Annotated in this window: 17 protein-coding genes and 1 tRNA gene; 11 read left to right on the top strand and 7 right to left on the bottom strand. The window is 70.7% G+C overall.

What is annotated here, in order from left to right; genetic code table 11:
* Window positions 1-596 precede the first annotated feature (596 nt).
* Both OG780_RS03185 and OG780_RS03190 read left to right on the top strand, forming a co-directional pair.
* Window positions 597-920 carry a DUF6191 domain-containing protein gene (locus OG780_RS03185; RefSeq protein WP_326783598.1) on the top strand — a complete coding sequence of 108 codons (324 nt, stop codon included), beginning with the start codon at window positions 597-599 and terminating at the stop codon, window positions 918-920.
* Window positions 921-1,323: 403 nt separating this feature from the next.
* Window positions 1,324-2,064: a VOC family protein gene (locus OG780_RS03190; protein ID WP_328444430.1), complete on the top strand. Its 741-nt coding sequence runs from the start codon at window positions 1,324-1,326 to the stop codon at window positions 2,062-2,064.
* A 145-nt stretch (window positions 2,065-2,209) separates the two neighbouring features.
* On the opposite strand, the gene OG780_RS03195 is transcribed toward OG780_RS03190, so the two are convergent.
* The 3 genes from OG780_RS03195 to OG780_RS03205 form a co-directional block, all read right to left on the bottom strand.
* Window positions 2,210-2,776 (bottom strand): AMIN-like domain-containing (lipo)protein, encoded by a 567-nt coding sequence (locus OG780_RS03195; RefSeq protein ID WP_328444432.1) that lies wholly within the window; start codon window positions 2,774-2,776, stop codon window positions 2,210-2,212.
* A gap of 145 nt (window positions 2,777-2,921) precedes the next feature.
* The gene (locus OG780_RS03200; RefSeq protein ID WP_328444434.1) at window positions 2,922-3,713 is read right to left on the bottom strand and encodes a maleylpyruvate isomerase family mycothiol-dependent enzyme; all 792 of its coding nucleotides are present in this window, start codon (window positions 3,711-3,713) and stop codon (window positions 2,922-2,924) included.
* Between the two features lie 115 nt (window positions 3,714-3,828).
* On the bottom strand, window positions 3,829-5,337 hold the full coding sequence (locus OG780_RS03205) for an MFS transporter (RefSeq protein WP_328444436.1): 1,509 nt from the start codon (window positions 5,335-5,337) through the stop codon (window positions 3,829-3,831).
* A gap of 113 nt (window positions 5,338-5,450) precedes the next feature.
* Here OG780_RS03205 and OG780_RS03210 point away from each other — a divergent pair, with 113 nt between their 5' ends.
* From OG780_RS03210 to OG780_RS03225, 4 genes are all read left to right on the top strand, one after another.
* Entirely contained in the window at window positions 5,451-5,900 is a 450-nt protein-coding gene (locus OG780_RS03210; RefSeq protein WP_328444438.1) for a MarR family winged helix-turn-helix transcriptional regulator, read from the top strand.
* Window positions 5,901-6,109: 209 nt separating this feature from the next.
* On the top strand, window positions 6,110-6,709 hold the full coding sequence (locus tag OG780_RS03215; protein ID WP_328444440.1) for a DUF4328 domain-containing protein: 600 nt from the start codon (window positions 6,110-6,112) through the stop codon (window positions 6,707-6,709).
* A gap of 419 nt (window positions 6,710-7,128) precedes the next feature.
* Window positions 7,129-8,202, top strand: a complete 1,074-nt coding sequence (locus OG780_RS03220) for a glycoside hydrolase family 19 protein (protein WP_328444442.1) — start codon at window positions 7,129-7,131, stop codon at window positions 8,200-8,202.
* A gap of 156 nt (window positions 8,203-8,358) precedes the next feature.
* Entirely contained in the window at window positions 8,359-8,940 is a 582-nt protein-coding gene (locus OG780_RS03225) for a DUF2231 domain-containing protein (protein ID WP_328444444.1), read from the top strand.
* Window positions 8,941-9,245: 305 nt separating this feature from the next.
* Here OG780_RS03225 and OG780_RS03230 read toward each other — a convergent pair whose 3' ends face one another.
* Window positions 9,246-10,064 (bottom strand): RNA polymerase sigma factor SigF, encoded by an 819-nt coding sequence (locus OG780_RS03230; protein ID WP_328444446.1) that lies wholly within the window; start codon window positions 10,062-10,064, stop codon window positions 9,246-9,248.
* A gap of 411 nt (window positions 10,065-10,475) precedes the next feature.
* Here OG780_RS03230 and OG780_RS03235 point away from each other — a divergent pair, with 411 nt between their 5' ends.
* The 3 genes from OG780_RS03235 (at window position 10,476) to OG780_RS03245 (ending at window position 15,650) form a co-directional block, all read left to right on the top strand.
* Complete coding sequence (locus tag OG780_RS03235) at window positions 10,476-11,972, top strand: PepSY-associated TM helix domain-containing protein (protein WP_443062094.1); 1,497 nt, start codon at window positions 10,476-10,478, stop codon at window positions 11,970-11,972.
* A 328-nt stretch (window positions 11,973-12,300) separates the two neighbouring features.
* Window positions 12,301-14,151 (top strand): GAF domain-containing SpoIIE family protein phosphatase, encoded by a 1,851-nt coding sequence (locus OG780_RS03240; RefSeq protein ID WP_328444448.1) that lies wholly within the window; start codon window positions 12,301-12,303, stop codon window positions 14,149-14,151.
* A 215-nt stretch (window positions 14,152-14,366) separates the two neighbouring features.
* Window positions 14,367-15,650 carry an aromatic ring-hydroxylating dioxygenase subunit alpha gene (locus OG780_RS03245; protein ID WP_328444450.1) on the top strand — a complete coding sequence of 428 codons (1,284 nt, stop codon included), beginning with the start codon at window positions 14,367-14,369 and terminating at the stop codon, window positions 15,648-15,650.
* 61 nt (window positions 15,651-15,711) lie between these two features.
* Here OG780_RS03245 and OG780_RS03250 read toward each other — a convergent pair whose 3' ends face one another.
* Both OG780_RS03250 and OG780_RS03255 read right to left on the bottom strand, forming a co-directional pair.
* Window positions 15,712-16,926, bottom strand: a complete 1,215-nt coding sequence (locus OG780_RS03250) for an MFS transporter (RefSeq protein WP_328444452.1) — start codon at window positions 16,924-16,926, stop codon at window positions 15,712-15,714.
* A 678-nt stretch (window positions 16,927-17,604) separates the two neighbouring features.
* The gene (locus tag OG780_RS03255) at window positions 17,605-19,674 is read right to left on the bottom strand and encodes a glycosyl hydrolase family 28-related protein (RefSeq protein WP_328444454.1); all 2,070 of its coding nucleotides are present in this window, start codon (window positions 19,672-19,674) and stop codon (window positions 17,605-17,607) included.
* 339 nt (window positions 19,675-20,013) lie between these two features.
* Here OG780_RS03255 and OG780_RS03260 point away from each other — a divergent pair.
* Together OG780_RS03260 and OG780_RS03265 are read left to right on the top strand one after the other, a co-directional pair.
* Window positions 20,014-20,087: transfer RNA gene (locus tag OG780_RS03260), tRNA-Met, on the top strand.
* A gap of 279 nt (window positions 20,088-20,366) precedes the next feature.
* Window positions 20,367-21,356, top strand: a complete 990-nt coding sequence (locus OG780_RS03265) for an aldo/keto reductase (RefSeq protein ID WP_328444456.1) — start codon at window positions 20,367-20,369, stop codon at window positions 21,354-21,356.
* 203 nt (window positions 21,357-21,559) lie between these two features.
* On the opposite strand, the gene OG780_RS03270 is transcribed toward OG780_RS03265, so the two are convergent.
* The gene (locus OG780_RS03270; protein WP_328444458.1) at window positions 21,560-24,919 is read right to left on the bottom strand and encodes a S8 family peptidase; all 3,360 of its coding nucleotides are present in this window, start codon (window positions 24,917-24,919) and stop codon (window positions 21,560-21,562) included.
* Between the last annotated feature and the right edge of the window lie 340 nt (window positions 24,920-25,259).

Here is a 25,259-nt window from a genome sequence, read left to right on the forward strand (position 1 = left end):
CACGACGAGGCAGCACAACGAACGCGCCGGCAGCCCGATATGGGCGCCGGCACGCATGCCGGTGAGTGGATGACGACGAGTCTGCGGGCAGCCCGGTGCCTGTGCCAAGACCGAACGGACGTGCGCTCCGTCCTACCGCGAACGGCCCCCGAGCAGGCATGATGGACCTGACACTCTCCCAGGCCTGCCCCGCACGCGACGCGGGCCGCCTTTGCGACCGTGTCCCAGCCCTGCCGACTGACCCCGCCGCCTGCGCTCCAGCCAGTTGACGACGTCCCGCCGGAACTGCGGGTCCTTGTCGACGTCCTCCCCGGCGAGCCACTGCAACTCCCGCAGGACGCCCGCCGATTGAGCGGAGTCGCGTACGGCGTACACGCCCGCAAGCCGCGTCCGGTATCACCTCGATCCCCGCCCGCAGTAGCGGTCTGAGCACCTTGCGGTACCTTTCCTGCCGACCCACCCGTCCTCCCTCTCACCACGTCCTGACCTGCTCGGCTTGATGATGCTGTGCTCGGCCTGGGACGGCGAGACCGACCGGGTGGGCCGGCCCCCAGCCCGGCGGTGACACCGCCGGGTACCAAGGGAATACTCGGGGCATGGCATTCCTCGTCTTCATGACCTTGCCCGGACTGGTCATCCTGCTGACCGCTCTGTCGTTCGTCGATCAGCTTCTGCTGCGCGCGAGCAAGGCCGGACTGCTGCCGTGGCGCAATGCCGCACGCCAGGGTCAGATATCGGCTACCGGGTTCGAGCAGTTGCACGCGAGCCTGTCGCCGGGCAAGCAGACCGAGCTGAAGGAACGCCAGTCGGCCCTGCTGCTGCGCGACGACGAGGAGGACGGGGCGCCGCCGAACCGGACGACGGTGGATCTGGACGGAGGAACGGCGGTCATCCGCATGCCGGGCACCGGCCGGCGATAGCCCGCCCCTGGTGAAGAGTCCTGCTTCGACCGACAGCCGGTACCAGTCGGCGTTCGCCTTCTCGTGCAGGAGCGGGTCGAGGATGTCCAGCATCGCTTCGACGCGGCCTTCCTCGGGCGGACAGCTCGGTGCCTGACCAGTGACGATGGCGGGGACGAGTCCTTCGGGCTCGCTCCACCCGTCCACCAGCAGCAGGCCGGCCGCGGCGAGAGATTTCGTGATCCCCACTCTGCCTCATGCGTCGGTCGGCGCAGGAGACGGAGCGCTCGGTGCGCGGGACGCTCGGTCGGCGGGCGAGTCGGTCCCGGTTCGGCGCCGGTGCTGGACGTCGCGGCGTACGTGCATGGGGCGTCGCGGCGTACGTGCATGGGGCGTCGCGGCGTACGTGCATAGGATCACCGGCATGGCACTGCGACCTGTTCACGTGAATATCAAGGCCGTCGACAGCTCGACGGTCGGCCGGTTCTGGGCGGAGGCGCTCGGCTGGAGTGCGTACAGCCCTGGCGTGACCACCTACGTCGGGCCTCCCGGCGGTCCGGTCTGGCCGGACCCGGTCGTCCTCGGCATCGACGTCGTTCCGGTGCCGGAGCCCAAGACGGCGACGAAGAACCGTGTGCACCTCGATCTCGCCACCACCTCCGCCGCCCATCAGGCGGAACTGGTCGACCGCCTGCGGACGCTCGGCGCGACGCCCGTCGACGTGGGCCAGGGCGACGTACCGTGGACGGTCCTCGCCGATCCGGAAGGCAACGAGTTCTGCGTGCTGGAGCCCCGGGAGGTCTACCGGGACACCGGGCCGATCGCCACACTGGTGGTCGACTGCGTGGATCCGCGGGCCATGGCCAGGTTCTGGGGTGAGGCGACCGACTGGACCCTGCACGAGGTGACCGACGATCACGCGAGGCTGCGGTCCGCCAAGGATGTCGGCCCGTACCTGGAGTTCCTCCGCACGCCCGGCGAGAAGACCGTGCCGGACCGCGTCCACATCGACCTGTTGCCGTACCCCGGCGACGACAAGGACGCCGAGGTGGCGCGGCTGCGGGCCCTCGGTGCCACCGATCTCGACATCGGCCAGGGCGACGTGCCGTGGACGTGCCTCACCGACCCCGAGGGCCACGAGTTCTGCGTCCTCGCCCTGTCCTGACACGGCGCGTCGACGACGCCCGGCATGGGGCCGGGCCGGCATCGAACGAGTCGGACGCGAGCGGGCCGTCGGGCGCCGGTGCTGCCGGACGCCCACGCCCCACTCGCGTCTCGTCACCGGCCCGGACGCGGCCGGCGACGATTCCTCACCAGGTGTGCGCGACGTCGATCACCAGGCGGTCGGAGAGCTGCGTCACCCGGAACGGCAGCCGGGCGCGAACGCCGAGTCCCACCTGTGTGACTCCCTCGAAGCTGGCTCCGAACTTCGCGTCCCGGAAGGTTCGGTAGCCGGTCAGGTCGACGCCCGGAAGGGGCTGGCCGCCTCGGCCGGGGTAGGTCGCGGTGCCGGTCTCCGGGTCGTACGAGGGTGCGGACACCAGGATCTCGAGGATCGCCCCGCCGGAGACCGGAATGCGAATGCCGGACGGGTCCTGGATGAAGGCGTCGACGTAGTGCACGGTGTACCCGATCGGCGTGGTGCCGGCGGTGGGTACGTCGAAGACCATGCGGTCGTAGCAGTCGTGCTGACCGGTCCTGATGTCGGTCAGCGACCCGTTGTCGGCGTCCGCCGCGGTCTTCGGAAGGCTGCCCCAGCCGGTCGGACACGCGACCGCCGCCGTGGCCGCGCCCGCCGGCGTGGGCGCGGCCACGACCGCACCCACCCCGGCCATCGTCAGGGCGGCCAGCACCGCCATGGATCGTCTCGTACGCATGGTTCCCCCTTGTGGTTGGGGCTCTCGATTCCCTGCCATGTACGACATGACGGTCACGGTTTTGGTTGTACGGACCGCCCCGAAACGAGTGGATCGCTTCCGTACCCGGAGCCGGTTTCACCGGCCGCCCGCCCCAACCGGCCTTTCAGAAGGCCGAGTTGTCGAACCAGAGGGTCAGCAGGCCCTCGTCCCCGTCGTATGTGATGACCTCCGCTTCATGGGGGAGGCGGCCGTAGACGAGGAGCAGCAGGTCGGCCGCGGTTCCCCGAACGGTCGCGTCGGCGGATCCGGCTGCCGCCCCGGACGCGTCGAGCCCGAAGCCGTCGGACCGCAGGCGCACCAGCCAGTCGTCGTCACCGTCGGTCGCCTGGAAGCGGATGGTCCTGTCGGGACCGCGCAGGTTGGCGACCGTGGGTGCGAAGGAAGCGGCGAACGGCAGGTTGACGAGGAATTCGTCGATGCCGTCGACCGCCGACGGGCGGTCGATCGTGGGCGGCAGGCCGAGCGTCAGTTCGGCGTCGACCCGGTGCATCAGGGTCTCGAAGAGCATCCGGCGCGCCCAGAAGCGGGCGTGCTGATCCACGCCCCATGCCCACATGGGAAGGTCCGGGTCGGTGGCCGCGAAGGCCTCCGCGGCCACCGTCGCGCTCTCGGCCAGCCAGTCGGCGTAGCCGTCCCATTGGTCGGGAAGTCGCAGGTCCACGTCGCGACTTCGCGGGGGCTCCTGGACGCGGGCGTGCAGGAGAGCCGAGAACCAGCGCTGCACGCTGCCGGTGTGCCGGACCAGGTCCGCCAGCGTCCAGCCGGGGCAACTCGGCACCTCTGCGGCCGGATCGGCGTTCTTGAGCGCCGTGACGAATCGGGCGGTCTCCGTCGTGATCGCGGCGCGGTGGTCGACCGGAGTCGCCCCGCGTTCGCGGCTGTCCGAGGACATCATCGCTGGGGTGCCTTTCTACGAGGGGAAGTTCGGTTCCGCCGAGCAGCCGACGGCACGGTCGCGACCGTGTCCGAACCGGCTGATACGCGCGGGGCGTTGAGCGGCGAGGGGCCGGTCACACGGACGTGGCCTCGGCCCCGGCCGCCGCGAGCTCCGGGGTCTCGGGGGTGACGGGCTTGCGCACCACGGGTGTGCGCGGCGCGTGTGCCGCCTTGAGGCCGACGAGGGCGACGACGACGACCAGGACGAACGCCCCTCCGGCGATGGCGAAGCTCAGCGTGAACTGGCTCTCCTGGGGCAGGACGGGCATGCCGGCCGGCAGCGGTACGGACTTCGACGCCAGGAGCGATGTGATCACCGCGCTCGCGACGGCGCTGCCGACGGAGCGGGAGATGGAGTTGATGCCGTTGGCGATGCCGGTCTGGTGGGCCGGGACGCCGGCGACGATGAGGGCGGGCATGGAGGCGTAACCGAAGCTGATCGCCAGACCGATGAGCATGCCCGCGCCGATGACCGAGGCGCTGGTGTCGTGCGCGGCGGTCAGCCAGGTGAAGCCGAGCACTCCGAAGCAGGCCCCGGCGGCCAGCGTGACGCGGGCGCCGAGCCTGCGCACCAGCACCCCGCCGAACTGGGCGCCGACCAGGGAGACGAGCGTGGTCGGCAGCAGATAGACGACGGACGCGGCGAGCACCGAGGCGCCGAAGCCGTAACCGACCAGGTCATCGGGCATCTGCACGAGGTACGAGACGCCGATGAACTGGGTGAACATCGCGAATCCCAGCAGCAGCCCCGCCAGGTTGGTGAAGAGAACGGGCCGGTGGACGAACATCTTCATGTCCACCATCGGTTCCTTGACCCGGTTCTCGGTGAACACCCACACACCCGCCATGACGACCGCCGCGGCGAACGTGCCGAGCGTCCGGCCGGACGTCCAGCCCCACTCGTGCCCCTGCGAGATGGGCAGCAGGAGGAGCACCAGCAGCATGCCGAGGGTCAGCGCGCCCAGCCAGTCCGTCCGTCCACCCGTCTTGGTCCGGGAAGCGGGCACCATGAACAGCACGCCCACCAGCGCCACCACGGCGAGGACGACCGCCAGCCAGAAGGGGCGGTGGTAGTCGGGGTGGGAACCCTGGGTGAGGAGGCCCGCGCCGACCAGAGCGAGTCCGCTGCCGAACGCGAGCGTGCCGCTGACCAGGGCCATCGCTCCGTGCAGCTTCTCCGGCGCGATCTCCTCACGCAGTACGGAGAGGGCGAGCGGGAAGATCGCGGTGGCTGCCCCCTGCATCACCCGCCCGACGATCAGCCAGGTCAGCGAGGTCGTCGTGGCGGCGAGCACCGACCCGGCGATCATCACGACCAGCACACCGACGAGCGTGGGCTTCTTGCCGTGCTGGTCACCGAAGCGGCCGAGGAGCGGGGTGAACACGGCGGCGGACAGCAGTGTGGCGGTGGTCACCCAGCTGACGCTCGCCGTGCCGGCGTTCAGGTCGTTCTGGATCATCCCCAGGATCGGGACGACCAGGGTCTGCATCATCGAGACGACCATGGCGGCGAGCCCGAGGACCAGGACGATCCCGGTGTGCCCGGAGGACCTCGACGGCGCCGCTTGCTGTGTGTGAGACACGGAAAGTCTGCCCTAACTACTTAACAACCTCGATGCTTGAGAACTTCAAGCAATAGCTGACCGTAGCCGTCAATATTTGAGATGGTCAAACTTCCTGGCGTAAGGTGACCCACATGACAGGAACCAGCGGTGTGGACACGGACCAGCTCATGGAGCTCCTGTCGGTGTCGCTCGGGGCCTACTACGGCGACTTCACGGTGGCCGCGGCGAGCGAGAACCTCACCGCCAGCCAGGGCAAGACGCTCAACGTGCTGCGCCGGGGCCCGGCCGCGATGCGCGCCCTCGCCACCATCCTGACCTGCGACGCCTCCAACATGACGGGGATCATCGACCGACTGGAGAAGCGCGGTCTGGTACGGCGCGAGCCCAGCCCCACCGACCGGCGCGTCAAGAACGTCGTCCTCACCGCCGAGGGCGAACGCGTCATCGATGTGATCCGCGCGAAGATGGACACCACGCGCGCCGGTCTGAACAGGCTCAGCCAGGAGGAGCGGGACACCCTCTACGCCCTCCTGGAACGCGCCTTCACCGCACAGCCCGCCCCGCTCCGACCGAGCGCCTGAGCGTCCGAGGTTTCTCGCGCCGGCCAGGGTGAACCCGCCGGCGTTCCGGCAGCCGTCGTCGGCCGGTGAACGGCCGACGCCCGCCGGGGACGCAACCCTGGGCCCAGCACTCGAAAATCGCACGCGCGTGCGGCGATCAGACTCTATGATCACTTCGCTCCAGCGACCGCTGCACCAGCGCACTCACCTTCGAGACAGGCCGCACAGACATGACGAGTACCGCCCTCAAGGCTCCCCGGACGCTTGCCCGCTGTGCGCAGACGGCGATCGGGGTCGCCGCCGTGGCGGACGTGTTCCGGGCGGTGGCGCTCCGGGAGCACCGCCTGCACCCGTCGGATGCGTCTTCGGAGTCGGGCTCCGTCTCCGAGATCTTCGTCTACCTGATGACCCTCGCGATCGTGCTGTTCCTCGTGTGGCTCGCCCGGGCCCGGCGCAACGCCGAGTCACTGTCCCCTTCGAGCCCGGTCCCGACCGCGGGCTGGACGATCGGCGCCTGGTTCGTCCCGGTGGTCAACCTCTTCGCACCGCGCCAGTCGGTCCTCGACATCGGGCGCGCGAGTTCCCCGGCCTGGGAGGAGAAGCGAGACGTCCGGCTGGTGACTCTGTGGTGGGCCGCCTGGATCGTGCACGGGCTGACGGTCACGACGGCGACCCAGGTGGCGCCGGGGTCGATGGCCCTGCTCGTGACGGCCGAGTCCCTCATGATCGCGGCGGCCGTGCTGCTGGGACTCGTCATCGAGCGCATCACGGCACTCCAGAGCGCCGCACTCCGTGCCACCGCTCCCGTCGAACCCCTCCCCCTAGGGTGACGCGGTCTCCGCGGGACCAGTAGGCGGCGGACCCGGCGGAAGCACCGTTCCCGGTGGTCGCGCCGCCGGCACTCCGTGCGGCTCGGCCAGCCGTGGAGGCGGGGCGAGAACGGGCACAGGCCGGGTCGAGTGATTCCCCTGGGCGGGAACCGCCGGACGTCAGGGGTCATATCCACCGCCGGGGCCAACCACCGCGACCCTCAGGGCAGTTGGCCGACTTCCGGTTGCACGGCGGTTTTTCGCCAATCACATCGGGCCCATTGGTCCATACCTTGACTGGTACAGACCAAAGCGGTTGAGTGTGGCTCCACACCCCCCACCACGGTCGCCCCGGACCGCGCGGCGTCGGCTCTCGTCGGCGTGCGCCCATGGCTCCGCCCTGTCCGCGTCGCGGCCTTGCTCCACGAAGGACTGATCCCGTGTCACAACGCCGCATGCCTGCCGTCCTGGCCGCGCTCCTGATCGGAACCACCGCACCGCTGCTGCTGCCGGCCACGAGCGCCTCCGCCGCCTCCTGTGCGAGCTACCCGAGTTGGGCCGCCGGCACGTCCTACGCCACCGGCAACATCGTCCGGTACACCGACGGCAAGACCTACATCGCCGAACACGACAACCCGGGGTACGACCCCACCATCAGCACCTGGTACTGGGACCCCTACGCCTGCGACAGCGGCCCGACGAACCCGTCCGGCGGGTCCTGTTCGAGCTACCCGGACTGGGTCGCCGGCAGGTCCTACGTCACCGGCAACATCGTCCGGTACACCGACGGCAAGACCTACATCGCGGAGCACGACAACCCGGGGTACGACCCCGTCATCAGCACCTGGTTCTGGGAGCCGTACGCCTGTGACGGCGGCTCGACCAATCCCTCCGACGGCTTCGTCGTGAGCGAGGCGCAGTTCAACCAGATGTTCCCGAGCCGGAATTCCTTCTACACCTACAACGGCCTCAAAGCCGCCCTGAGTTCGTTCCCCGGCTTCGCCAACAGCGGCAGTGACACCGTCAAGAAGCAGGAAGCCGCGGCGTTCCTGGCCAACGTGAACCACGAGACCGGCGGTCTGGTCTACGTGGTGGAGCAGAACACCGCCAACTACTCGCACTACTGCGACTGGAGCCAGCCCTACGGCTGCCCGGCCGGTCAGTCGGCGTACTACGGGCGCGGGCCGATCCAGCTCAGCTGGAACTTCAACTACAAGGCCGCGGGTGACGCGCTCGGCATCGACCTGCTGGGCAACCCCAACCTCGTCCAGACCGACGCCGCCGTCGCCTGGAAGACCGGCCTCTGGTACTGGAACACGCAGTCGGGCCCCGGCACCATGACCCCCCACAACGCGATGGTCAACAGCGCCGGCTTCGGCCAGACCATCCGCAGCATCAACGGCTCGCTGGAGTGCGACGGCAAGAACCCCGCACAGGTCCAGAGCCGCGTCGACGCCTACCAGCGCTTCACATCGATCCTCGGTGTCACGCCGGGAGCCAACCTTTACTGCTGACAGACCGAGGTATGAGCGCGTGGAGCCGGAGGTGCGTCGCCGCCGCGGCGCACCTTCGGCCTGCCGGCCCTTCCCGACCGCAGCACCACTCGGAAACACCCCACGCCACACGCGCGGCGGATGGGAGAGTGCCCTCGCGCCGGGTAGTCGTTCGGTATGAACGCATACGATCCGGTCACTTCCCTGGATACTCGGACGATTCTGGCGTCGGACGGCGTCTCGGCGCGCTGGCTGGCCGGGCTGGCCCGCATCGAGCGGTCGGAGGCGGCGGACCCCGTGATCCAGAAGTTGCAGCGGGGAATCCGCTCGCTGCCGCTGGGCGCGGCCCGCGATCTGCTGCACGGCAGGCCACTGGGCCATCCCGTGCATCCCGTTCTGGTGCAGGTCCCGATCGGCTGCTGGCTGTCGGCCGCCGTCATGGACGTCATGCCGGCGGGGCAGCGCGCCGCGACGACCCTGACTGCCGTCGGACTGGCCGGGGTCGCCCCGGCGGCGATCAGCGGCTGGGTCGACTGGGCCGACCTGCCGCCCGAGCAGGCGCGCGTCGGACTGGTCCACGCCGTCGCGAACGTGGCCACGGTGGTCCTCTTCACCGCGTCCCTGACGGCACGGCTCCGCCGCCGCACGGCGAGGGGGAGGCTGTGGTCGCTGGGCGGGCTGGCGGCGGTCGCCGTCACCGGCGCGCTGGGCGGGCACGTGGCCTACCGGCAGGCCGTGGGTGCGTGGCCGGCGGCCTAGTGCCGCGGCGGGCAATGTTTGCCCGTCAAGGAGCGGCGTCATGGGGGTCCCCCCTGCTCGAGCGAAGCCGAGAGCTTGGGGGAGCGTGCTCTCGGTGTGCCGGCCGGAAGTCCTCGTACTGGATGTACTTGGGCTTTCGGCCGGTGCGGCGAGTGGGGGTCCCCCCTGCTCGAAGAGCTTGGGGGAGCGTGCCGGGAGTCGCGACGGGGCGAACGTTGCCTGTCGCGGCACTAGCCTCCCGTTCAGTGGCGGAAGTCGTACCGCCCCAGTGGTGATGGTTCGTCAGGACGCCTGTGGGCGACGGTTCACGGGCGGGGGGAATCTCCGGCTCCGGACGCGTCCGCGAGCACCTCCTCGCGCAGGGAGGCGCAGCAGCTGCTGAGCAGGCGCGAGACGTGCATCTGCGAGACGCCCAGCCGCTCGGCGATGCAGGTCTGCGTCATGTCACGGAAGAACCGCAGGTAGAGGATCGTCCGCTCGCGCTCGGGCAGCCTGGCCAGGGCGGGTTTCAGGGCCTCTCGGTCCACGACGAGGTCGAACCCGGTGTCGGGTTCCCCCAGCGCGTCCGCCAGGGAGTATCCGTGGTCGCCGTCGGTGAGCCGGGCGTCCAGCGACAGGGTCGCGAAACTGTCCAGGGCCTCCAGGCCCGCACGTACGTCGTCCTCGCTCAGCTGCGCGTACTCGGCTATCTCGGCAACGCCGGGCTGTCGGTCCGAGTTCGTCGGTGCCAGGTCCTTCACGGCCCCTCGGACCTTGTTGCGCGCCTCCTGGACCCGGCGTGGCACGTGCACGGCCCACATGTGGTCGCGGAAGTGGCGCTTGATCTCACCGACGATGGTCGGGACCGCATAGCTCTCGAAGGCGTTGCCCCGCCCGGGGTCGTACCGGTCCACGGACTTCACCAGGCCCAGAGCGGCGACCTGGGTCAGATCCTCGACGGATTCGCCCCTGCCGCGGTACTTGCCGGCGATACGCTCCGCCATCGGCATCCAGGCTTCGACGATCTCGTCGCGCAGGGCCTGTCGCTCGCGCCCGTCGGGGAGTCCCGAGAGGTGCGAGAAGGCCGCGTCGGTTTCGGGGGCGTCGTCGTGCCGACGACGTTGCGTGGTCACAGTGCAGGTCATGTGCTGACAGCTCCCTCGAGGGCCGCTGACCGGACAGAAACACCGTGGGGGCGCACGCGAGTTCAAGACACAGCCGTGCGCTGGAGCGCGCGCTCTCACGGACGTGCCTTTTATCCGAAGCACTGCTCTTCCCGTCCCCTGCCGACGGAACGATAAACCCATATCGGGGCAATGTGACACGGAGGAACCGGCTGGCCGTGAAGCGTGACGGAGGGGCCCGCGCTGTCCGGGTATTTCTCGCGCACATTCCGGATCGTCACGGGAACTGGAGGGCTCACCCGTCCGACTGCTTCATCACACGGCCACGACAGGCCGCTGGAGGGACGCCGCGGCTCGGTCGTCTGCCGGGCGCCAGGCGTCTCGGACCGAGGAGCGGCGTCGCGCGTGGTCGACACAGAACGAGGTGGGATTTTGTCCGTCAACTCCGATGCCCCCGACCTGCCCGCCCCGAGCGAGGAGGTCACCGACATACCCGAGAGCGTGGACACCGCGGCCGTTGTGTCGAGACCGGCGCGACAGCCCTCGGGCTTCGGGCCGTTGATGGCGCGACTGCATTTCTACGCCGGAGTCCTGGTGGCACCGTTCCTCCTCGTCGCGGCGGTGACCGGTCTCCTCTACACCTTCACCCCTCAACTGGACTCGTTCGTCTACGACAAGGAGCTCACCGTCGCGCACACGGCCGACACCTCCCGGCCCCTGGCCGAGCAGGTGGACGCCGCGCGGGTCAGTCACCCGAAGGGCACGCTCGTCGCCGTCCGCCCGGGAACCGGGGAGGAGACGACGCAGGTGGACTTCGCGCTGCCCGAACTCGGCGAGCGGGCGCACACCGTCTACGTCGACCCGTACACCGGCAAGGTCACCGGACAGCTGACCACCTGGTACGGATCCACGCCCCTGAAGACATGGCTGGACGACCTGCACCGCAACCTGCACCTGGGCACGACCGGCCGGTACTACTCGGAGATCGCGGCGAGCTGGCTGTGGGTCCTCGTCCTCGGCGGCCTGGTCCTCTGGTGGCGCCGACAGCGCCGCAACCGGACCGCGCGACGTCTGCTGCTGCCCGACCTCGCCGCCAAGAAGGGCGTGCGCCGCACCCGTAGCTGGCACGCGGCGACGGGTGTGTGGCTCGCCGTCGGTCTGCTGGCCCTCTCCGCGACCGGCCTGACCTGGTCCCGTTTCGCGGGGACCCACTTCGGTGAGGCCCTGGACGCGCTGCGTTCCGGCACGCCCGGTGTGTCCACCGCCCTGCCGGGCGCGTCCGCCGACGAGCAGGGCGGCCACCACCATGGTGGCGGGAGGGGCTCGCACTCCACGCAGGGTGTGGACCCGAAGGCGATCGACGGGGTTCTTGCCGCGGCGCGGCGCGACGGTCTGTCGGGCCCCGTGGCCATCGGCGTGCCGCAGGACCACACCACCGCCTGGACCGTGTCGCAGACCCGCAATCTCTGGCCGGTCGGACGCGACAGCGTCGCCGTCGACGCCTCGCGCGAGAAGGTGGTCGACCGGGTGGACTTCGCCGACTGGCCTGTCCTGGCCAAGCTGACGCGTTGGGGCATCGGCGCCCACATGGGCACCCTGTTCGGCCTCGTCAACCAGGTCCTGCTGGCGGTGCTGGCCATCGGCCTGACCTGCATGATCGTCTGGGGCTACCGCATGTGGTGGCAGCGCCGTCCCGTCCGCGACGGCCACCGTGCCCTGTTCGGCACCCCGCCGGCCCGCGGCGCCTGGCGCGCAATTCCGTACGGGGCCCTGGCGGCCGGCGTCGTGGCCGTCATCGCGCTCGGCTGGGCGCTCCCTCTCTTCGGCGTACCCCTCGCCGTATTCCTGGTCGCCGACCTCGTCGTGGGTGCCGTGCGGCGCCGCCGGCCGGTGACGCCGCCCACGGCCGGAACCGGCGCCGAGGGCTGACCCGAACGACTGACATCGATCGCCCCCTCCCCCGCCCCCGCGGACGGCCTCCACCGACGCCTGGATCTCGCTCCCGACCCGGACGGCGTCCTCGTACCAGGGCCGTTCCGGGAGACGGGCGCGCCCGGACCGCTCACGGAGTCTGCCTCCGCCCGGCTTCCTGAACGGCGATACTGGACAGGTCCTGGCGACGGTTGCCCTTCCCGGCCGGGGGAAGGGCACGTATCGGGAGCGGGAGATCCATCGTTGCCGTCAGTCGATCGTCTTGACGTCTGCGAGAAAGCTTCGGGAGCGAACTGTGGCAACGGCGGGAGAGCCGTCTGGGGTCGTGACCGGGGGGCGGCTGGCTGCTCTGCGGGAGACCGGGCTGTCGGCTGCGGCGGACGCGGGAATGGACCGGTTCGCCCGGCTCGTGGCCGGCGTGATCGGTGTGCCCATCGCGCTGGTGTCCCTGGTGGAGTCCTCGCGGCAGGTGCTGCCGGGCATGGTGGGGCTCTCCGAGCCCTGGTCGGACACCCGCCAGACACCCTTGTCCCATGCGCTGTGCCGGCACGTGGTGACCACCGGCCGGCCGCTGGTCCTGACCGACGTCCGCCAGGATCCCCTGACCTGCGCGAGCCCGGCCGTCCCCGATCTCGGGGTCATCGGCTACGCGGGGATGCCGCTGACCGACGGGGCCGGGCATGTACTGGGCTCGCTGTGCGCGATCGACACCCGTCCGCGGAAGTGGACCGCGCGGGAACTGGAACTCCTCCAGGACCTGGCGGCGGCGTGCAGCGCGGAGCTGCGGCTGCGGATCGTCTCGCGCCACCGTGAGCAGGCCCGCGCCGACGAGGCCAGGGCGCGGGCCGAGGCGGACGACGCGACCAGGCGGCACCGCGCCGCGCTGGAGCGTTCCCGGCTGCTGCTGCGGGCCGCGGACGCGCTGGCCGACACCACCGGCCTGGCCGACGTCCGCGAGCAGGTGCGGGACCTGGTCAGCAGCGACCTCAAACCCGTGTACGTAGGGCTGGTGCTGGTGGAGGGAAGCACCACGAAGCGGCTGCGGCGCATGGTCGACGTGCTGGGCAGCACGTCGATGGAGCGCACGTACGAGACGTACACGCTCGATGCCGCCTGGCCGACCGCGCGGGCGGCCCGGGAGAACCGGATGATCACCGTCACGGACACGGCGCAGTTGGAGCGCGAATACGCGCCGGAGGCGGTCGCGACGTTCACGGCTCTGGGGCTGCGGACCGCGGTGTGCGTGCCGCTGCCGGGTACGGTTCTCCCGCTCGGCACGCTGGTACTGGGCTGGGACCACCCGCACGAGATCGACATCGTGGAACAGGCGGTGCTCTCCTCGTTGGCCGGGTACACCGCGCGGGCCGTGGAACGGGCGCTGTTCGTGGACAGCCGCATCGACGTGGCCCGGGAGATGCAGAAGGCCCTGCTCACCGATGTGCCCTCGGTGCCGCGTCTGGACCTGGCCGCGCTGTACCGGGCGGCCGCGCGCACGGATCTGGTCGGGGGCGACTGGTACGACGCCTTCCTGCTGCCCGACGCGGCCCGGGGCGGGGAGGACTCCGCCGAACCGGCCGTGCTGGTCCTGTCCATCGGTGACATCACCGGCCACGACATGCGGGCGGCCGCCCAGATGGGTCAGGTACGCAGCATGCTCCGCCAGGCCGACCTCGACCACGCGGGCGGCGGGCCCGCACAGGCGGTCAGCGCGCTGGAACACGCCAACGCCGCCCTGGGTCTCGACGCGAGCGGCACCCTCATCCACGCCCACCTCCGCCCCTGCCGGTCGGCCGAGGCGGGCAGCTGGGAGCTGACCTGGACCAACGCCGGACACCCGCCCCCGCTCGTCGTCCTGCCCGATGGCGCGATCCTTCGGCTGACCCTGCACGACATCATGCTCTTCACCGGCCTGGACGCGCCGCCCCGCAGCGAGCACCGGCTGCTCCTGCCACCCGGCAGCCTGCTCATGTTCTACACCGACGGCCTGGTCGAACGCCCCGACGAGGACATGGACCTGGCCATCGACGCGGCCGGCCGCATGCTGGCCGCCCACGCCGGCCGTCCCCTGGACACGCTGCTGAACGAGATCACGGACCGGATCGCCGGTCCCGATGCCGTCGACGACATCGCCCTGCTCGCGTTGCGCGTCCCCGCCGTCCGAGCGCCGCGGGCGTAACACCAACGCACCCCCGCGGTTGACGGCCGTCGCGCACGCGGTGACGGTGGTCAGGTGGAGCCTCGTCACGGCGGGGCTGAACCGCCTACTGCCGCGGGGTGAGTTCCCTGGACGGGGTGGCGACGCGGAGGGGTCGCGGAACGTGAGCGCGCCGCGCGGTCTCCCCGCTGCCGCACGACGCGAACTCGCGCCCCGAGTGCAAGGGAGCACCGCACATGACCGAGGCCCGGCACGACCGCCCCGGACCGGACCGCCCTTCCGCCTCCCGCCCGGGGGCTTCGGTGCCGCACCACTCGGACAGCCGTCCGGCGGCCCGGCCCGCAGCGGTCTCCGACCTCCGCCGTGTCGGCATCTCCCCCGACCACTGGTATCCGGTGGCGACCTCGCGGCAGGTGCGGCGCAACCGGACGTTCGCGGCCGTCTTCGCCGGTGAGCGGATCGTGCTGTACCGGGGGCGCAGCGGTGTCGTCCACGCGCTGGAGGACCGCTGCGCGCACCGTCAGGTACCACTGAGCATGGGCGTGGTCGAGGGTGACATCCTGCGCTGCTGCTACCACGCGTGGGCGTACCGGGGCGACGGACGCATCTCGCAGATCCCCTACCTGCCCAAGGGCTGCGAGCGGCCGCCGCGCGGGGTGCGCTCGTATCCGGTCCGCGAGGCCTACGGCCTGGTCTTCGTGTTCCCCGGTGATCCGGCGCTCGCCGAGGAGGCGCCGTTCCCGTTCCTGCCCGAGTACCACTCCGCGGCCCACCGCACCATGACGTTCTCCCGCACCGTGCGCTGCCACTACTCGTTCATGCACGAGAATCTGCTCGACATGAACCATCAGTTCCTGCACCGCAGTGTGCTCGGCCGGATCCGGCCGGAACTGCTGGGGTACGACGCCGGGCCACGGCACGTGGAGGCCCGCTATCTCTTCGTCCCCGCCGGAGGCCGCAAGGACCGGGGTGCGGGCCTGCTGTCGGCGGAGGGGATCGGGGGCCAGGACCGGCCCGATGTCATCACGATCCGCACCGAGTACCCGTACCAGACCCTGCGGGACGTCCCCGAGGGCAGCGACCTTCCGGTGTTCTCGCTGTGGGCCGCCTACGTCCCGGAGGACGCGGAGCAGCGGGTCAATCACGCCTACGGCCTGCTCACGATCGCGAAGCCGTCGGTCCCCGGGGCGCTCCATCTCGCCTGGCCGCTCATCCGCCGTTTCACCGAGCGGGTCTTCGCCCAGGACCGGATGGCGGTCGAGGCCGAGCAGCGCGCCTGGGACGAGCAGGGCGAGGACCACAACCACGAGGTGTTCCCGCTCATCCTCGATCTCCGCGACGTACTGCGCGACAACGGCGTGCCGCTGCGTCCGGAGCGGGCGTCCGGCTGTACGCCGTGCGGGATGGCCGCCCCGTCGCACCACGCCGCCGCCGGTGCGGGCGCCCCCGGTGCGACGGGCCATGCCGGACCGGCACCGTCCGCGGGCCCGGCCGTGGAGGGCGCCGGCAGGTCCGAGTAGTCCCGTCGGCCTGCCGGGCCGGACGCTCTGCCGGGGAGGGCGCCGCGTCCCGGTCGACGGGTCAGTCCGCGGCGGGGACCGGCGTCTCCTGTCCGGCCACGGGCGACGCCTGCGTGATCACTTCGGATCGCCTGTGGCCCCTCTCCATGACTCCGCCCGTGAAGGCGAGGCCCAGACCGGCCACGGCGAGGGCCGCGCCGACCAGGTTGGGAGCCGCCCAGCCCCAGCCCGCCGAGATGACCAGGCCGCCGAGCCAGGCACCACCCGCGTTGGCCAGGTTGAAGGCCGAGTGGTTGGAGGCCGCCGCCATCGTCGGGGCGTTCTTCGCCTTGGCCATGAGCAGCATCTGGATGGGGGTGGTGATGAGGGACCCCATCGCGCCGATGAACGTGATCATGATCAGTGCGGGCACCGTGCTGTGGACCGCGAAGTAGAACGTCACCAGTGCCGCGGCGAGCAGGATGAGCCCCCAGTACATCGTCGGGCGCAGGGCGCGGTCCGTGAGCGGTCCGGCGATCAGGGTGCCGAGCGTCATGCCGACGCCGTAGAGCGCGAGGACCCAGGTGGTCGAGGAACCGGAGAGGCCGGTCACGTGCGTGAGCATCGGTACGAGGTAGCTGTAGACGGCGAAGAATCCGCCGAAGCCCACGACGGCCGTGGCCAGACCGATGGCCACCTGCTTGTTGCCCATGGCCCGCAGCTCGTGCCGGATGCCGGACTGGTCCCCGCGCGGCTGGTGCGGGACGAAGGCGGCCAGTGCGGCCAGTGCGACGAGTCCGATGACGGCGACCGCGCCGTAGGCGGAGCGCCAGCCCAGGTGCTGGCCGAGGGCGGTGGCGGCCGGAACGCCGACGATGTTGGCGATGGTGAGGCCGAGGAACATCTTCGAGACGGCGCGTGCCGCCCTGTCCGGTGCGACCAGGCGCGAGGCGACGACGGCGCCGACGCCGAACAGCGCGCCGTGCGGCAGGCCGGCCAGGAAGCGGGCGGCGAAGAGGGTGCCGAAGTCGGGGGCGACGGCGGACGCCGTGTTGCCGATCACGAACAGCCCGGTCAGGAGCAGCAGCAGCCGCTTGTGCGGGACACGCGCGCATATACCCGTCAGCAGCGGCGCGCCGACGACGACACCGAGCGCGTAGGCCGACACGACGTTGCCGGCGTGCGGTACGGACACACCGACCCCGTCGGCGATCTGGGGCAGCAGCCCCATCGTGGCGAACTCGGTCGTGCCGATGCCGAACGCGACGACAGCCAGGGCCAGCAGAGCCAAGGGCATGGTGCAGGAGAACCTTTCGAAGACAACGGGCCGGGGACCAGGGAGCGGGGCGATACGAGCTCGCCCGCGGTTTCCGCGTCCCGTCGCGCCGGGCATCGTGACCCGGAGCACCCCGGGAAGAGGGTGAGCCCGTAGGGAGTGCAGCAACGACGCGAGGGCATCCATTCCAAGATCGCCCCGCGGTCTGCGGCATCGGGCCGGGCCCCGTCCCCCGGTTGCGGCGGTCGGCCCCGGCCGGTGAGCAAGGGGCAAGAATAGCCGCTGCGGCCACGGCCTCGTCCGGGCAGGGCGAGGTCGGGCAGGCGCAGGCGGGGCCACGGCTCGGATGCGCTACGGCCTGCTCGGACGGGCTCTCGACGGGCCGTGTCGTTCGTGCGCGGCGCCAGGCCCTCGGTGCACGGACCCTGTCAGGCGGCGAAGCCGACGTCGGTCTGCGACTCGCCGGCCGCGTGCAGGAGTGCCGCCGACGCGGCCCGCACCCGCTCCTCGATGCTCGTACCCATGACGTCGGGTCCAGGCAGCTGCCCAGCTCACGCCTGACGAGTCATGCGCATGAGAGGGCGCAGCGACGCACACGGGCGGCGGCCGATGGGGATCGGCGGCCGATGGGGATCGGCCGCCGCCCGGTCCGTCAGTGCTTCCGGCGCGGCGGTGCGACGCCGATGTGGCGGGCGCTCCTCACCAGGGCGCCGGGGCCGGTGGCTGGACCACGGGCGGCCGGTCGTCGCAGGTGATGGTGTTCGGCAGCTCCCAGGACGCCAGCCAGGGGCCGGTCGTGCCGCCTCCGTCGTTGCCGCCGAGGTCGCTCACCGCGAACTCGGAGCCGGAGGAAGGGAAGTTGAAGGCTCCGCAGTTGTTGATGCCGACCGCGCCGACGTTACGGGCGTCCACGTTCTCGAAGGACGCCGAGCCGGCGGAGCGGGCGCTGAGCACGGAGGTGCCGGTGCCGTCCACGCGGATGTCCTTGAAGCGGACGCCTCGGATCGCGTACGTGTCCTTCACCGGGAAGTCGGAGACGAGCATGACCGCGTTGTAGGTGTTGTCGAGGAAGTGGTCGCCGGTGACCTCGATGTCGGCGTCGATGTCCCGCTCCAGCGCGTAGAACCAGATGGCGCCGAGACCGATCTTCCAGTTCAGCTCGAACGGCCCCGATCGGACTGTGGTGTTGTCCGTGATCCGCAGATGTCCGGTGAACGGCTCGGCACCGAAGCGGGAGCCGACCTGGATGGCGCTGCCCTCCCTGACGGGGTCGGCGATCAGGTTGCCGGTGACCGTGTTGTCGGTGCCGCCGTAGAGAGCGATGCCGTTGGCGAGGACGGGGGTCTGCACGGTGTTGTGGGCGAAGACGTCGCGCGCGTTGCCGGTCTTCTCCGACCACATGGCCAGGCCGTCGTCGCCGGTGTTGCGGACGAAGGTGTCCGAGACGCTGGAATCGGTGACGCCCGTATGGAAGTTGAGTCCGTCGGCGATCTGGTCGGCGATCACGGTGCGGGTGACGCGCAGGCCCGTCATCGGGCCGTCGAACCACATGCCGACCTTGGTGTGGTGGAGGTAGAGGCCGTCGATCGTCGAGTCGCTGAGGGCGCCGCCGACGGCGTTGACCTGGTCGGTGTCGATGCGTTCACGGACGTCGCCCTCGACGGTGAAGCCCGACAGGTGGACGTCGTGGCTGCCGCCGTCCGCCGCGTCCTTGCCGTAGAAGCCGACGCCGGTGTGGACCGAGCCGTCGGGCGCGGGGGTGCCGAGGGTGACCTGGTGACCCTTGACGATCGTGTACCAGCTTCCCGCCCCGGCGATCGTCACGTCGTCCACGGCGATGTGACGGTTCACCTGGTACGTGCCCGGCGGCAGGTACACCTCGAGGTGCCGCTTCTTGGCGTAGGCGATGGCCCGGTCGAGGGCGTCGCCCGCGTCACGGCGGCCGGTGGGGTCGGCGCCGAACGCGAGGACGTTCGCCGCGTGCGCCTCGACGTGCGGCGCGGCGACGAGTTGTGTGTCGAGCAGGTCGATCACGGTCCAGGCGGCGGTGCTGCCCTTGGGCGCGGTGAGGCGGACGGTGTCGCCGGCCGTGTACCGCTTGCCGAGCAGGAGTCGCTGTTCGTCGTAGAAGTGGCTGGGCCTGAACGGCTTGTCGATGGTGGGCGTCGGGGTGGTGGCGGCCGGGACGCAGCCGCATTCGGTGATCCACCAGTCGGGGTGCAGCAGGTCGCCCTGGGGGTCGTTGCTGAACGGGTACTGGTTGTAGAGCCAGGAGTACCGCGAGGTGAGGGTCATCGTGGTGCGGTGTCCACCGTCCACCGAGACGTCGAGGGGCGCGGTGATGCCGCCGCCCTCGGGTGCGTCGGGAATGCTGTAGCGCACGGTGAGGGCGTTGGCGGCGCGCGGCAGCGTGAACTCGACGTACTGGCCCGGCTTCAGGCGCACCGCCGAGCGGCCGGACGCCTCGGAGGGCAGGGTGTAGGCGGTGCGGTCGGGACCGATGACGGTTCCGTTCGTCGACGCGTTCTCCGCCTCCTGTTCGGCGAAGTCCACCCTCGCGCCGCGCCCCGCGACGAGGGCGGGATCGAGGGCGGCCCGGGTCACCGCCGGGGCGCCGCCGCCTCCGCGCCCGGAGGCCGCCGGAGCCGGGGCGCCGAGCACGAGCACGAGTCCGGCGGCCGCGGCGGTCACCGCCGCGATCGTCCGGACCGGTCTTCGCGCGCGGCTGCCGACCCGCTCCGCAGCCGTGTGGGTGGTGTACCGCGCCATCGGATTCTCGTTTCTCTCGGAGCCGAGGACACCGAGGACCGCTCGGTGCGCGGCGGCACGGAGGGAACGGGCCGTGCCGCTGCGTACCGGGACATTAGGGCGCGACGGGACACCCGGACAAGACGTCGGACACGTCTTTCCAGCCTTCAGTACAGATCCTGCAAGCTGTAGTCGATTTCTTGCACGCGGATCTCATTCTCCGGAGCGGCACCGTCCTCACCGCCGGACCGCGCACCATCGGATATCCCCGGCCGACCGGGTCCCGGGTCGCCCCCGCTGTCACTCCACAGCGGAGTGGTACTTCCGGCCCCCGCCGATGCCATAGGATGAGTCTGTCGACGCGGGGTGGAGCAGCTCGGTAGCTCGCTGGGCTCATAACCCAGAGGTCGCAGGTTCAAATCCTGTCCCCGCTACGAAGATCCTGGCCCCTTGGGGTGGCGTGATGCCGCCCCAAGGGGCCGGATTCGTTTACGGCACCTCATGAGCCGGGCGCGGCCAGGCGGGCAGCGCGGTGCGATCGACTTGCGCTGGAGTGCGCTCGAACTCGTAGCGTTGCAGACATCACGGCGCACACAGCCCGTGTCGCCGGCCGCCTCTCACGAGATGCCGGCGCGGGAATCCGCCGCTGGGTCGACGAGCGGCTTCGTGCGCTCGAACGACGAACGAGCGTGCAGGAAAGGCTGGGACACGACATGCAGAAACGCAGTCTGCGAGACCTTCAGGTATCGTCCATCGGCCTTGGTTGTATGGGTATGTCCGCCTTCTATGGATCCACCGATCAGCAGGAGGGCATCGCGACCATCCGGCGCGCCCTCGACCTCGGGGTGAACTTTCTCGACACCGCGCAGATGTACGGGCCGCTCACCAACGAGTCGCTCGTCGGCGAGGCGATCCGGGGGCATCGCGAGGAGTACGTGATCGCGACGAAGTTCAACTACCGGATGGACAACGCCGTACCGGGTGACATCAGCACGGTCGGCCCGCAGGACGGCTCGGCCGAGCACGTCCGGAGCTCCGTCCACGGCTCCCTGGAACGCCTGGGGACCGACCACATCGACCTGTACTACCAGCACCGGGTCGACCCGAACGTACCCATCGAGGAGACGGTCGGCGCGCTGGGCGAACTGGTGGCCGAGGGCACGGTGCGGTACATCGGCCTGAGCGAGGCGAGCGCGGAGACCATCCGGCGCGCCCACGCGGTACACCCGATCACCGCGGTGCAGAGCGAGTACTCGCTGTGGTCACGGGACGTGGAGGCCGAGGTGCTGCCCGCCTGCCGTGAGCTGGGCATCGGCTTCGTGCCGTACTCGCCGCTCGGCCGCGGCTTCCTCGCCGGGCGGTTCACCTCGCCGGACGAGCTGGAGACGAACGACTGGCGCCGCGAGAACCCGCGTTTCCAGGACGGCAACCTGGAGGCGAACCTGCGGCTGGCGGCAAAGGTGAAGGAGATCGCCGCCGAGAAGGGCGTGACCCCGGCCCAGCTGGCGATCGCCTGGGTGCTGGCCCAGGGCGAGGACCTGGTACCGATCCCGGGCACCAAGCGCCGCACCTACTTGGAACAGAACGCCGGCGCGGTCGCCATCGAACTGACCAAGGAGGATCTGGCCCGCATCGACGCGGAGCTGCCCGAGGCGGCGGGCGAGCGGTACGACGAGGCAGGCATGCGATCCGTCAACCGTTAGTGGCGCGTGAACGAAGTCGCCGGACGCCGGGGTGCGGCCTGTTCGTGCCGACTCGCCGGCCCGCTTCCCCGTGCGGCCGGTTCTCCCGGCCCTGGACCGGCCTGTGACCGGTGGGTCCGGGGCGGTGAACGAGCGTGCTGGAAAACGTCCTTGAACGTTTTCCAGCACGTCGTCGTCACGCGAACTTCGTCACCGGGGCGACATCACTTGCCGTAGTACGCGTTGTGGATCGTCAGCGTGGACTTGTTGCCCTGTTTGTCCGTGACCTCGGCGAGGAACGAGATGCCCTTGTCCTTCGCCGGGTTCTTCACGGAGATCCTGCCGCTCTCGACCTTCACGAGCTGCCAGGTCGTCCCGTCGTCGTAACTCACTGACACGGTGAGCGACTTGAGGTTCTTCCCGGCCGCCGAACCCTGCACGGTCACCGGGATCTGGACCGACGTGTCCGCCGGGGCTCGCGAGGCGAGGTCGACGGGGGCCGCGAAGCGGACCGTGGACACCGGCAGCGCCGTGGTGGCCGCGACCTCCTTGGAGCGGAACGTGAAGCCGGCGTCGATGCGGGTGGAGGCCGCAGCGACCTTCGCCGAGCGCTCGACCGAGGTCGTCAGCCGGTATTCGGCGTCTGTGGAGTCGACGGTGAAGGGCTTCGCGCCGCTCAGCGGGTCGTCGTTCTCGCCGACCTTGACGCCGTCGCGGTACAGCACCGACGTGGCCGAGGTGTACGTCGAGCCTCCCACGTGGCCCTTGCCGTCGGCGAACAGCGGCAGGGAGCCGATGAGTTGCTGCTCGCCCGTGGCCGGGTCGGGTGCGGTGCGGAAGACACCCATGTTCTCGCCCAGAAGCGGGCCGAACACGCCTGTGTTGAACTTCTCGCGGTACGTCCTGCCGGCCTCGTAGCGCTTCGGCTCGGACATCTCGTAGGCCCCGTCGAAGGCCGGGTAGCCCCACTCGTCCGGCTCGCCCAACTGACTGACTCTGGTCAGCCACTTGACGCCGTCGGCAGTGGATACGTAGAAGGTGCGCGTGCCCGGCGCCGCCTGCGCCGCCGAGAACGCGTTGCCCTCCGGCGCACCCGGCAGACGGGGGTACGGGAAGGCGAGAGCGGTCTTCCCGGCGGCGGAGGCACCGACGCGGACCTTGAGCGTCGCCAGCTCGTCCGCCTTCACGTGCTTGGTGTAGCCGGTCGCGACCTTCTGTGTCCCGCCGCCGTAGGCCACCGAGTACTGAGAGGTGGCGTCCTTGATGAAGTGCGCGTCCCAGGTCTGCAGGAGCGAGCCGTCCGTGACGGCCGGACCCATGTGCGCGGTGCGGAACCCGGTGAAACCCCTGAGGACCCAGCCGCTGCCGACGGAGCCGATCTCGGTCGCGCGCTCGTAGTACGTCCCCCCGAAGTCCACCGTGTCGAGGCCGGGCACGGTGATGTCCACCGGCTCGGTGGTACGCGCGTCGGCGGTGACCGTGGTGTCGCCGGAGATGTCCAGCTTCGGCTGAGCGATCCAGTCGGTGCCCTTGGTGAAGTCCGACGGGTCCTGGTAGACGGCCGTGTCGAACGTGTACGAACCCTTGGGCACGCGGATCGTGTGCGTGCCCGGCTCGTCGCCGATACGGGCCTGGAAGCCCTTGGCGGGGCCGGCGACGCCGATCAGGTTGTTGGTGAAGTTCCGCGCGTCGGTGCCGTCGCGGTCGATGGTCCTGAGCGTGACGTCGTAGGACTCCGCCTCGCGGACGGCCGCCACGGCCGTGCGGACGGACTGGCCCGCGCCGGTGGCGGTGACGTAGCCCGAATAGGTGCCGTCGGCGTCACCGATCCTGGTGTCGGCGGTCAGGTCGACGTCGGTCCTGCCGCCGGCGGGCACGGTCACCCGGGTGGTGCCGAGTGCGAAGAAACCGGCCGGGGCCGGCTTTCCCGCCGGGTCCAGCGCGGACACCGACAGATCGAGGGTGACGTCGCTGCTCCCGAGGTTGCGGTAGCCGATCTTCCTGGTGAGGGGCTGGTCGTCGGTGTGCGGCCACTGTGCGACGCCGAAGGTCGACGAGACCGGATCGGCGATCACGCTCTGGGCCAGTGCCTTGTCGACCTGGACGCGGCCCGAGCCCTGCTGGAAGACGGTGTAGTCGCCGCCCTTGGCGGACGCGATCAGCGCGCCCTTGAGCTCGGCCGCCTTCCAGGTCGGGTGCTGCTGCTTGAGGATCGCCGCAGCGCCCGCGACGTGCGGGGTGGCCATGGAGGTGCCGTCGAGCCGCAGGTAGCCGGGGGCCGGGTGCGGGATACCGGGGTCGGTGTCGAACTGGCTGCCGGAGGCGGCGGCCGCGGTGACGGCGACGCCGGGGGCGGTCACGTCCGGCTTCACGGCGCCGTCACCGACGCGCGGCCCGGTGCTGGAGAAGGACGCCAGCTTGTCGTCCTTGTCGACGGCGCCGACGGTCAGCGCGGCGTCCGCGCTGCCCGGCGAGCCCACCGTCGATGCGCCGTACTCGCCGTCGTTGCCCGCCGCGATGGCGAACAGGATCCCCTTCTCGGCGGACAGCTTGTCGACCTCCGCCTCCAGCGGGTCGACGCCCGGGGAGTCCGGGCCGCCCAGGCTGAGGTTGACCACGTCCGCGCCCTCGTCCGCGGCCCACTCCATGCCCGCGATGATGGCGGAGTCGTCCCCGTATCCCTCGTCGTTCAGCACCTTGCCGCTGATCACCTCGGCACCCGGTGCGACGCCCTTGTACGTACCGCCCGACTTGGCGCCGGTTCCGGCGGCGATCGAGGCGACGTGCGTGCCGTGCCCGACGTGGTCCACGGTGTCGGGCGAGCCGGAGAAGTTCTTCTCGCCGACGACCTGGGTCTTCAGGTCGTCGTGGGTCTTGTCGACGCCGGTGTCGAGGACGGCGATCTTGACGCCGGTGCCGTCGTACCCGGCCTCCCACGCCTTGTCGGCGCCGATCTGCTCGACGCCGCGGTCCAGGCTTGCCCTGCGCACCCCGTCCAGCCAGACCTTTTTGATGCCGGAGGAGGTGGCGCGCAGGCCGCTCTTCCGCTGGTCCGTCAGCGCCTCCCACACCTTGGTCACGTCGTCCTGCGGCGTACGGATGGCGTCGGCGTCGAGGGCGGGGAACGTACGCCGCAGCCGGGTGTCACCGGCCGAACGCACCTCGGCCCGTGCGGCGTCGGCGCCCCCGTCGTACTGCACGATCAGCTTGAGCCCGTCGCCCTGGCTCTTGCGCAGCTGCGGGTCGGTGAGTTCGGCGACGTCGAAGAGCCGCTGGTCCAGCTTCCCCGTGGCGATCAGACGCTGCGCGTCGCTGGGCACCACCAGCGTGTGATCCTTGATGCGCTGCACCTGTACGGGTATCCGCTCACGGCCCTTGGCGGCCTCGAAGCCCACCACCTGGCCCTTGGCGCCGACCACCACACGGTCGCCCGTGATGAGCCGGATCCGCTGGTCGCCGTCGAAGCGCGTGGTGTTCGGTGTGGTCGCCGTGTTCGCGGTGATCGCTGTCGTGGGGCCGGTCATGCCTGCCACGAGGGCCACCGACGTGGCCACTGTGACGGTGAAGGCGCGTGTTCTCTTCACGGTTAAGCGCAAGTCTCCCCCAGAAGTTCGGGTTGAAGGCGAATGGTCGTCGCACGTGGGTGGCGGGCGCCCGGTCGCGGGGACGACATGGCGGCCCGAGAACCGGCGGGGTGGTCGTAGAGCCGCACGCCCTCCAGTCGGCGGACGAGGTGGTCGACGCGCTCCACGGATTCCGCTCCTTGAAGGAGCACCGACGGCATGATCCACATCACATCGTTTCGGTGCTCGACCCGCCGGGCTCAGCGCTGCCACGAACCCCGTGCCCGGACCGGGCCGGGAATCCGCAGGTCCGGCCCCCTCGTGCGAACGGGTCAAGTTGATCAGTCGGGCTCCGAGCGGC

It is taken from the genome of Streptomyces sp. NBC_00386, from assembly GCF_036063235.1.
Lineage (GTDB): Bacteria > Actinomycetota > Actinomycetes > Streptomycetales > Streptomycetaceae > Streptomyces.

Excerpts from the sequence above, each read along its gene's own strand:
- OG780_RS03185 (WP_326783598.1), top strand. The coding sequence starts at position 597 with ATGGCATTCCTCGTCTTCATGACCTTGCCCGGACTGGTCATCCTGCTG.
- OG780_RS03190 (WP_328444430.1), top strand. The coding sequence starts at position 1,324 with ATGGCACTGCGACCTGTTCACGTGAATATCAAGGCCGTCGACAGCTCG.
- OG780_RS03195 (WP_328444432.1), bottom strand. The coding sequence starts at position 2,776 with ATGCGTACGAGACGATCCATGGCGGTGCTGGCCGCCCTGACGATGGCC.
- OG780_RS03200 (WP_328444434.1), bottom strand. The coding sequence starts at position 3,713 with ATGATGTCCTCGGACAGCCGCGAACGCGGGGCGACTCCGGTCGACCAC.
- OG780_RS03210 (WP_328444438.1), top strand. The coding sequence starts at position 5,451 with ATGACAGGAACCAGCGGTGTGGACACGGACCAGCTCATGGAGCTCCTG.
- OG780_RS03215 (WP_328444440.1), top strand. The coding sequence starts at position 6,110 with ATGACGAGTACCGCCCTCAAGGCTCCCCGGACGCTTGCCCGCTGTGCG.
- OG780_RS03225 (WP_328444444.1), top strand. The coding sequence starts at position 8,359 with ATGAACGCATACGATCCGGTCACTTCCCTGGATACTCGGACGATTCTG.
- OG780_RS03230 (WP_328444446.1), bottom strand. The coding sequence starts at position 10,064 with ATGACCTGCACTGTGACCACGCAACGTCGTCGGCACGACGACGCCCCC.
- OG780_RS03245 (WP_328444450.1), top strand. The coding sequence starts at position 14,367 with ATGACCGAGGCCCGGCACGACCGCCCCGGACCGGACCGCCCTTCCGCC.
- OG780_RS03250 (WP_328444452.1), bottom strand. The coding sequence starts at position 16,926 with ATGCCCTTGGCTCTGCTGGCCCTGGCTGTCGTCGCGTTCGGCATCGGC.
- OG780_RS03255 (WP_328444454.1), bottom strand. The coding sequence starts at position 19,674 with ATGGCGCGGTACACCACCCACACGGCTGCGGAGCGGGTCGGCAGCCGC.
- OG780_RS03265 (WP_328444456.1), top strand. The coding sequence starts at position 20,367 with ATGCAGAAACGCAGTCTGCGAGACCTTCAGGTATCGTCCATCGGCCTT.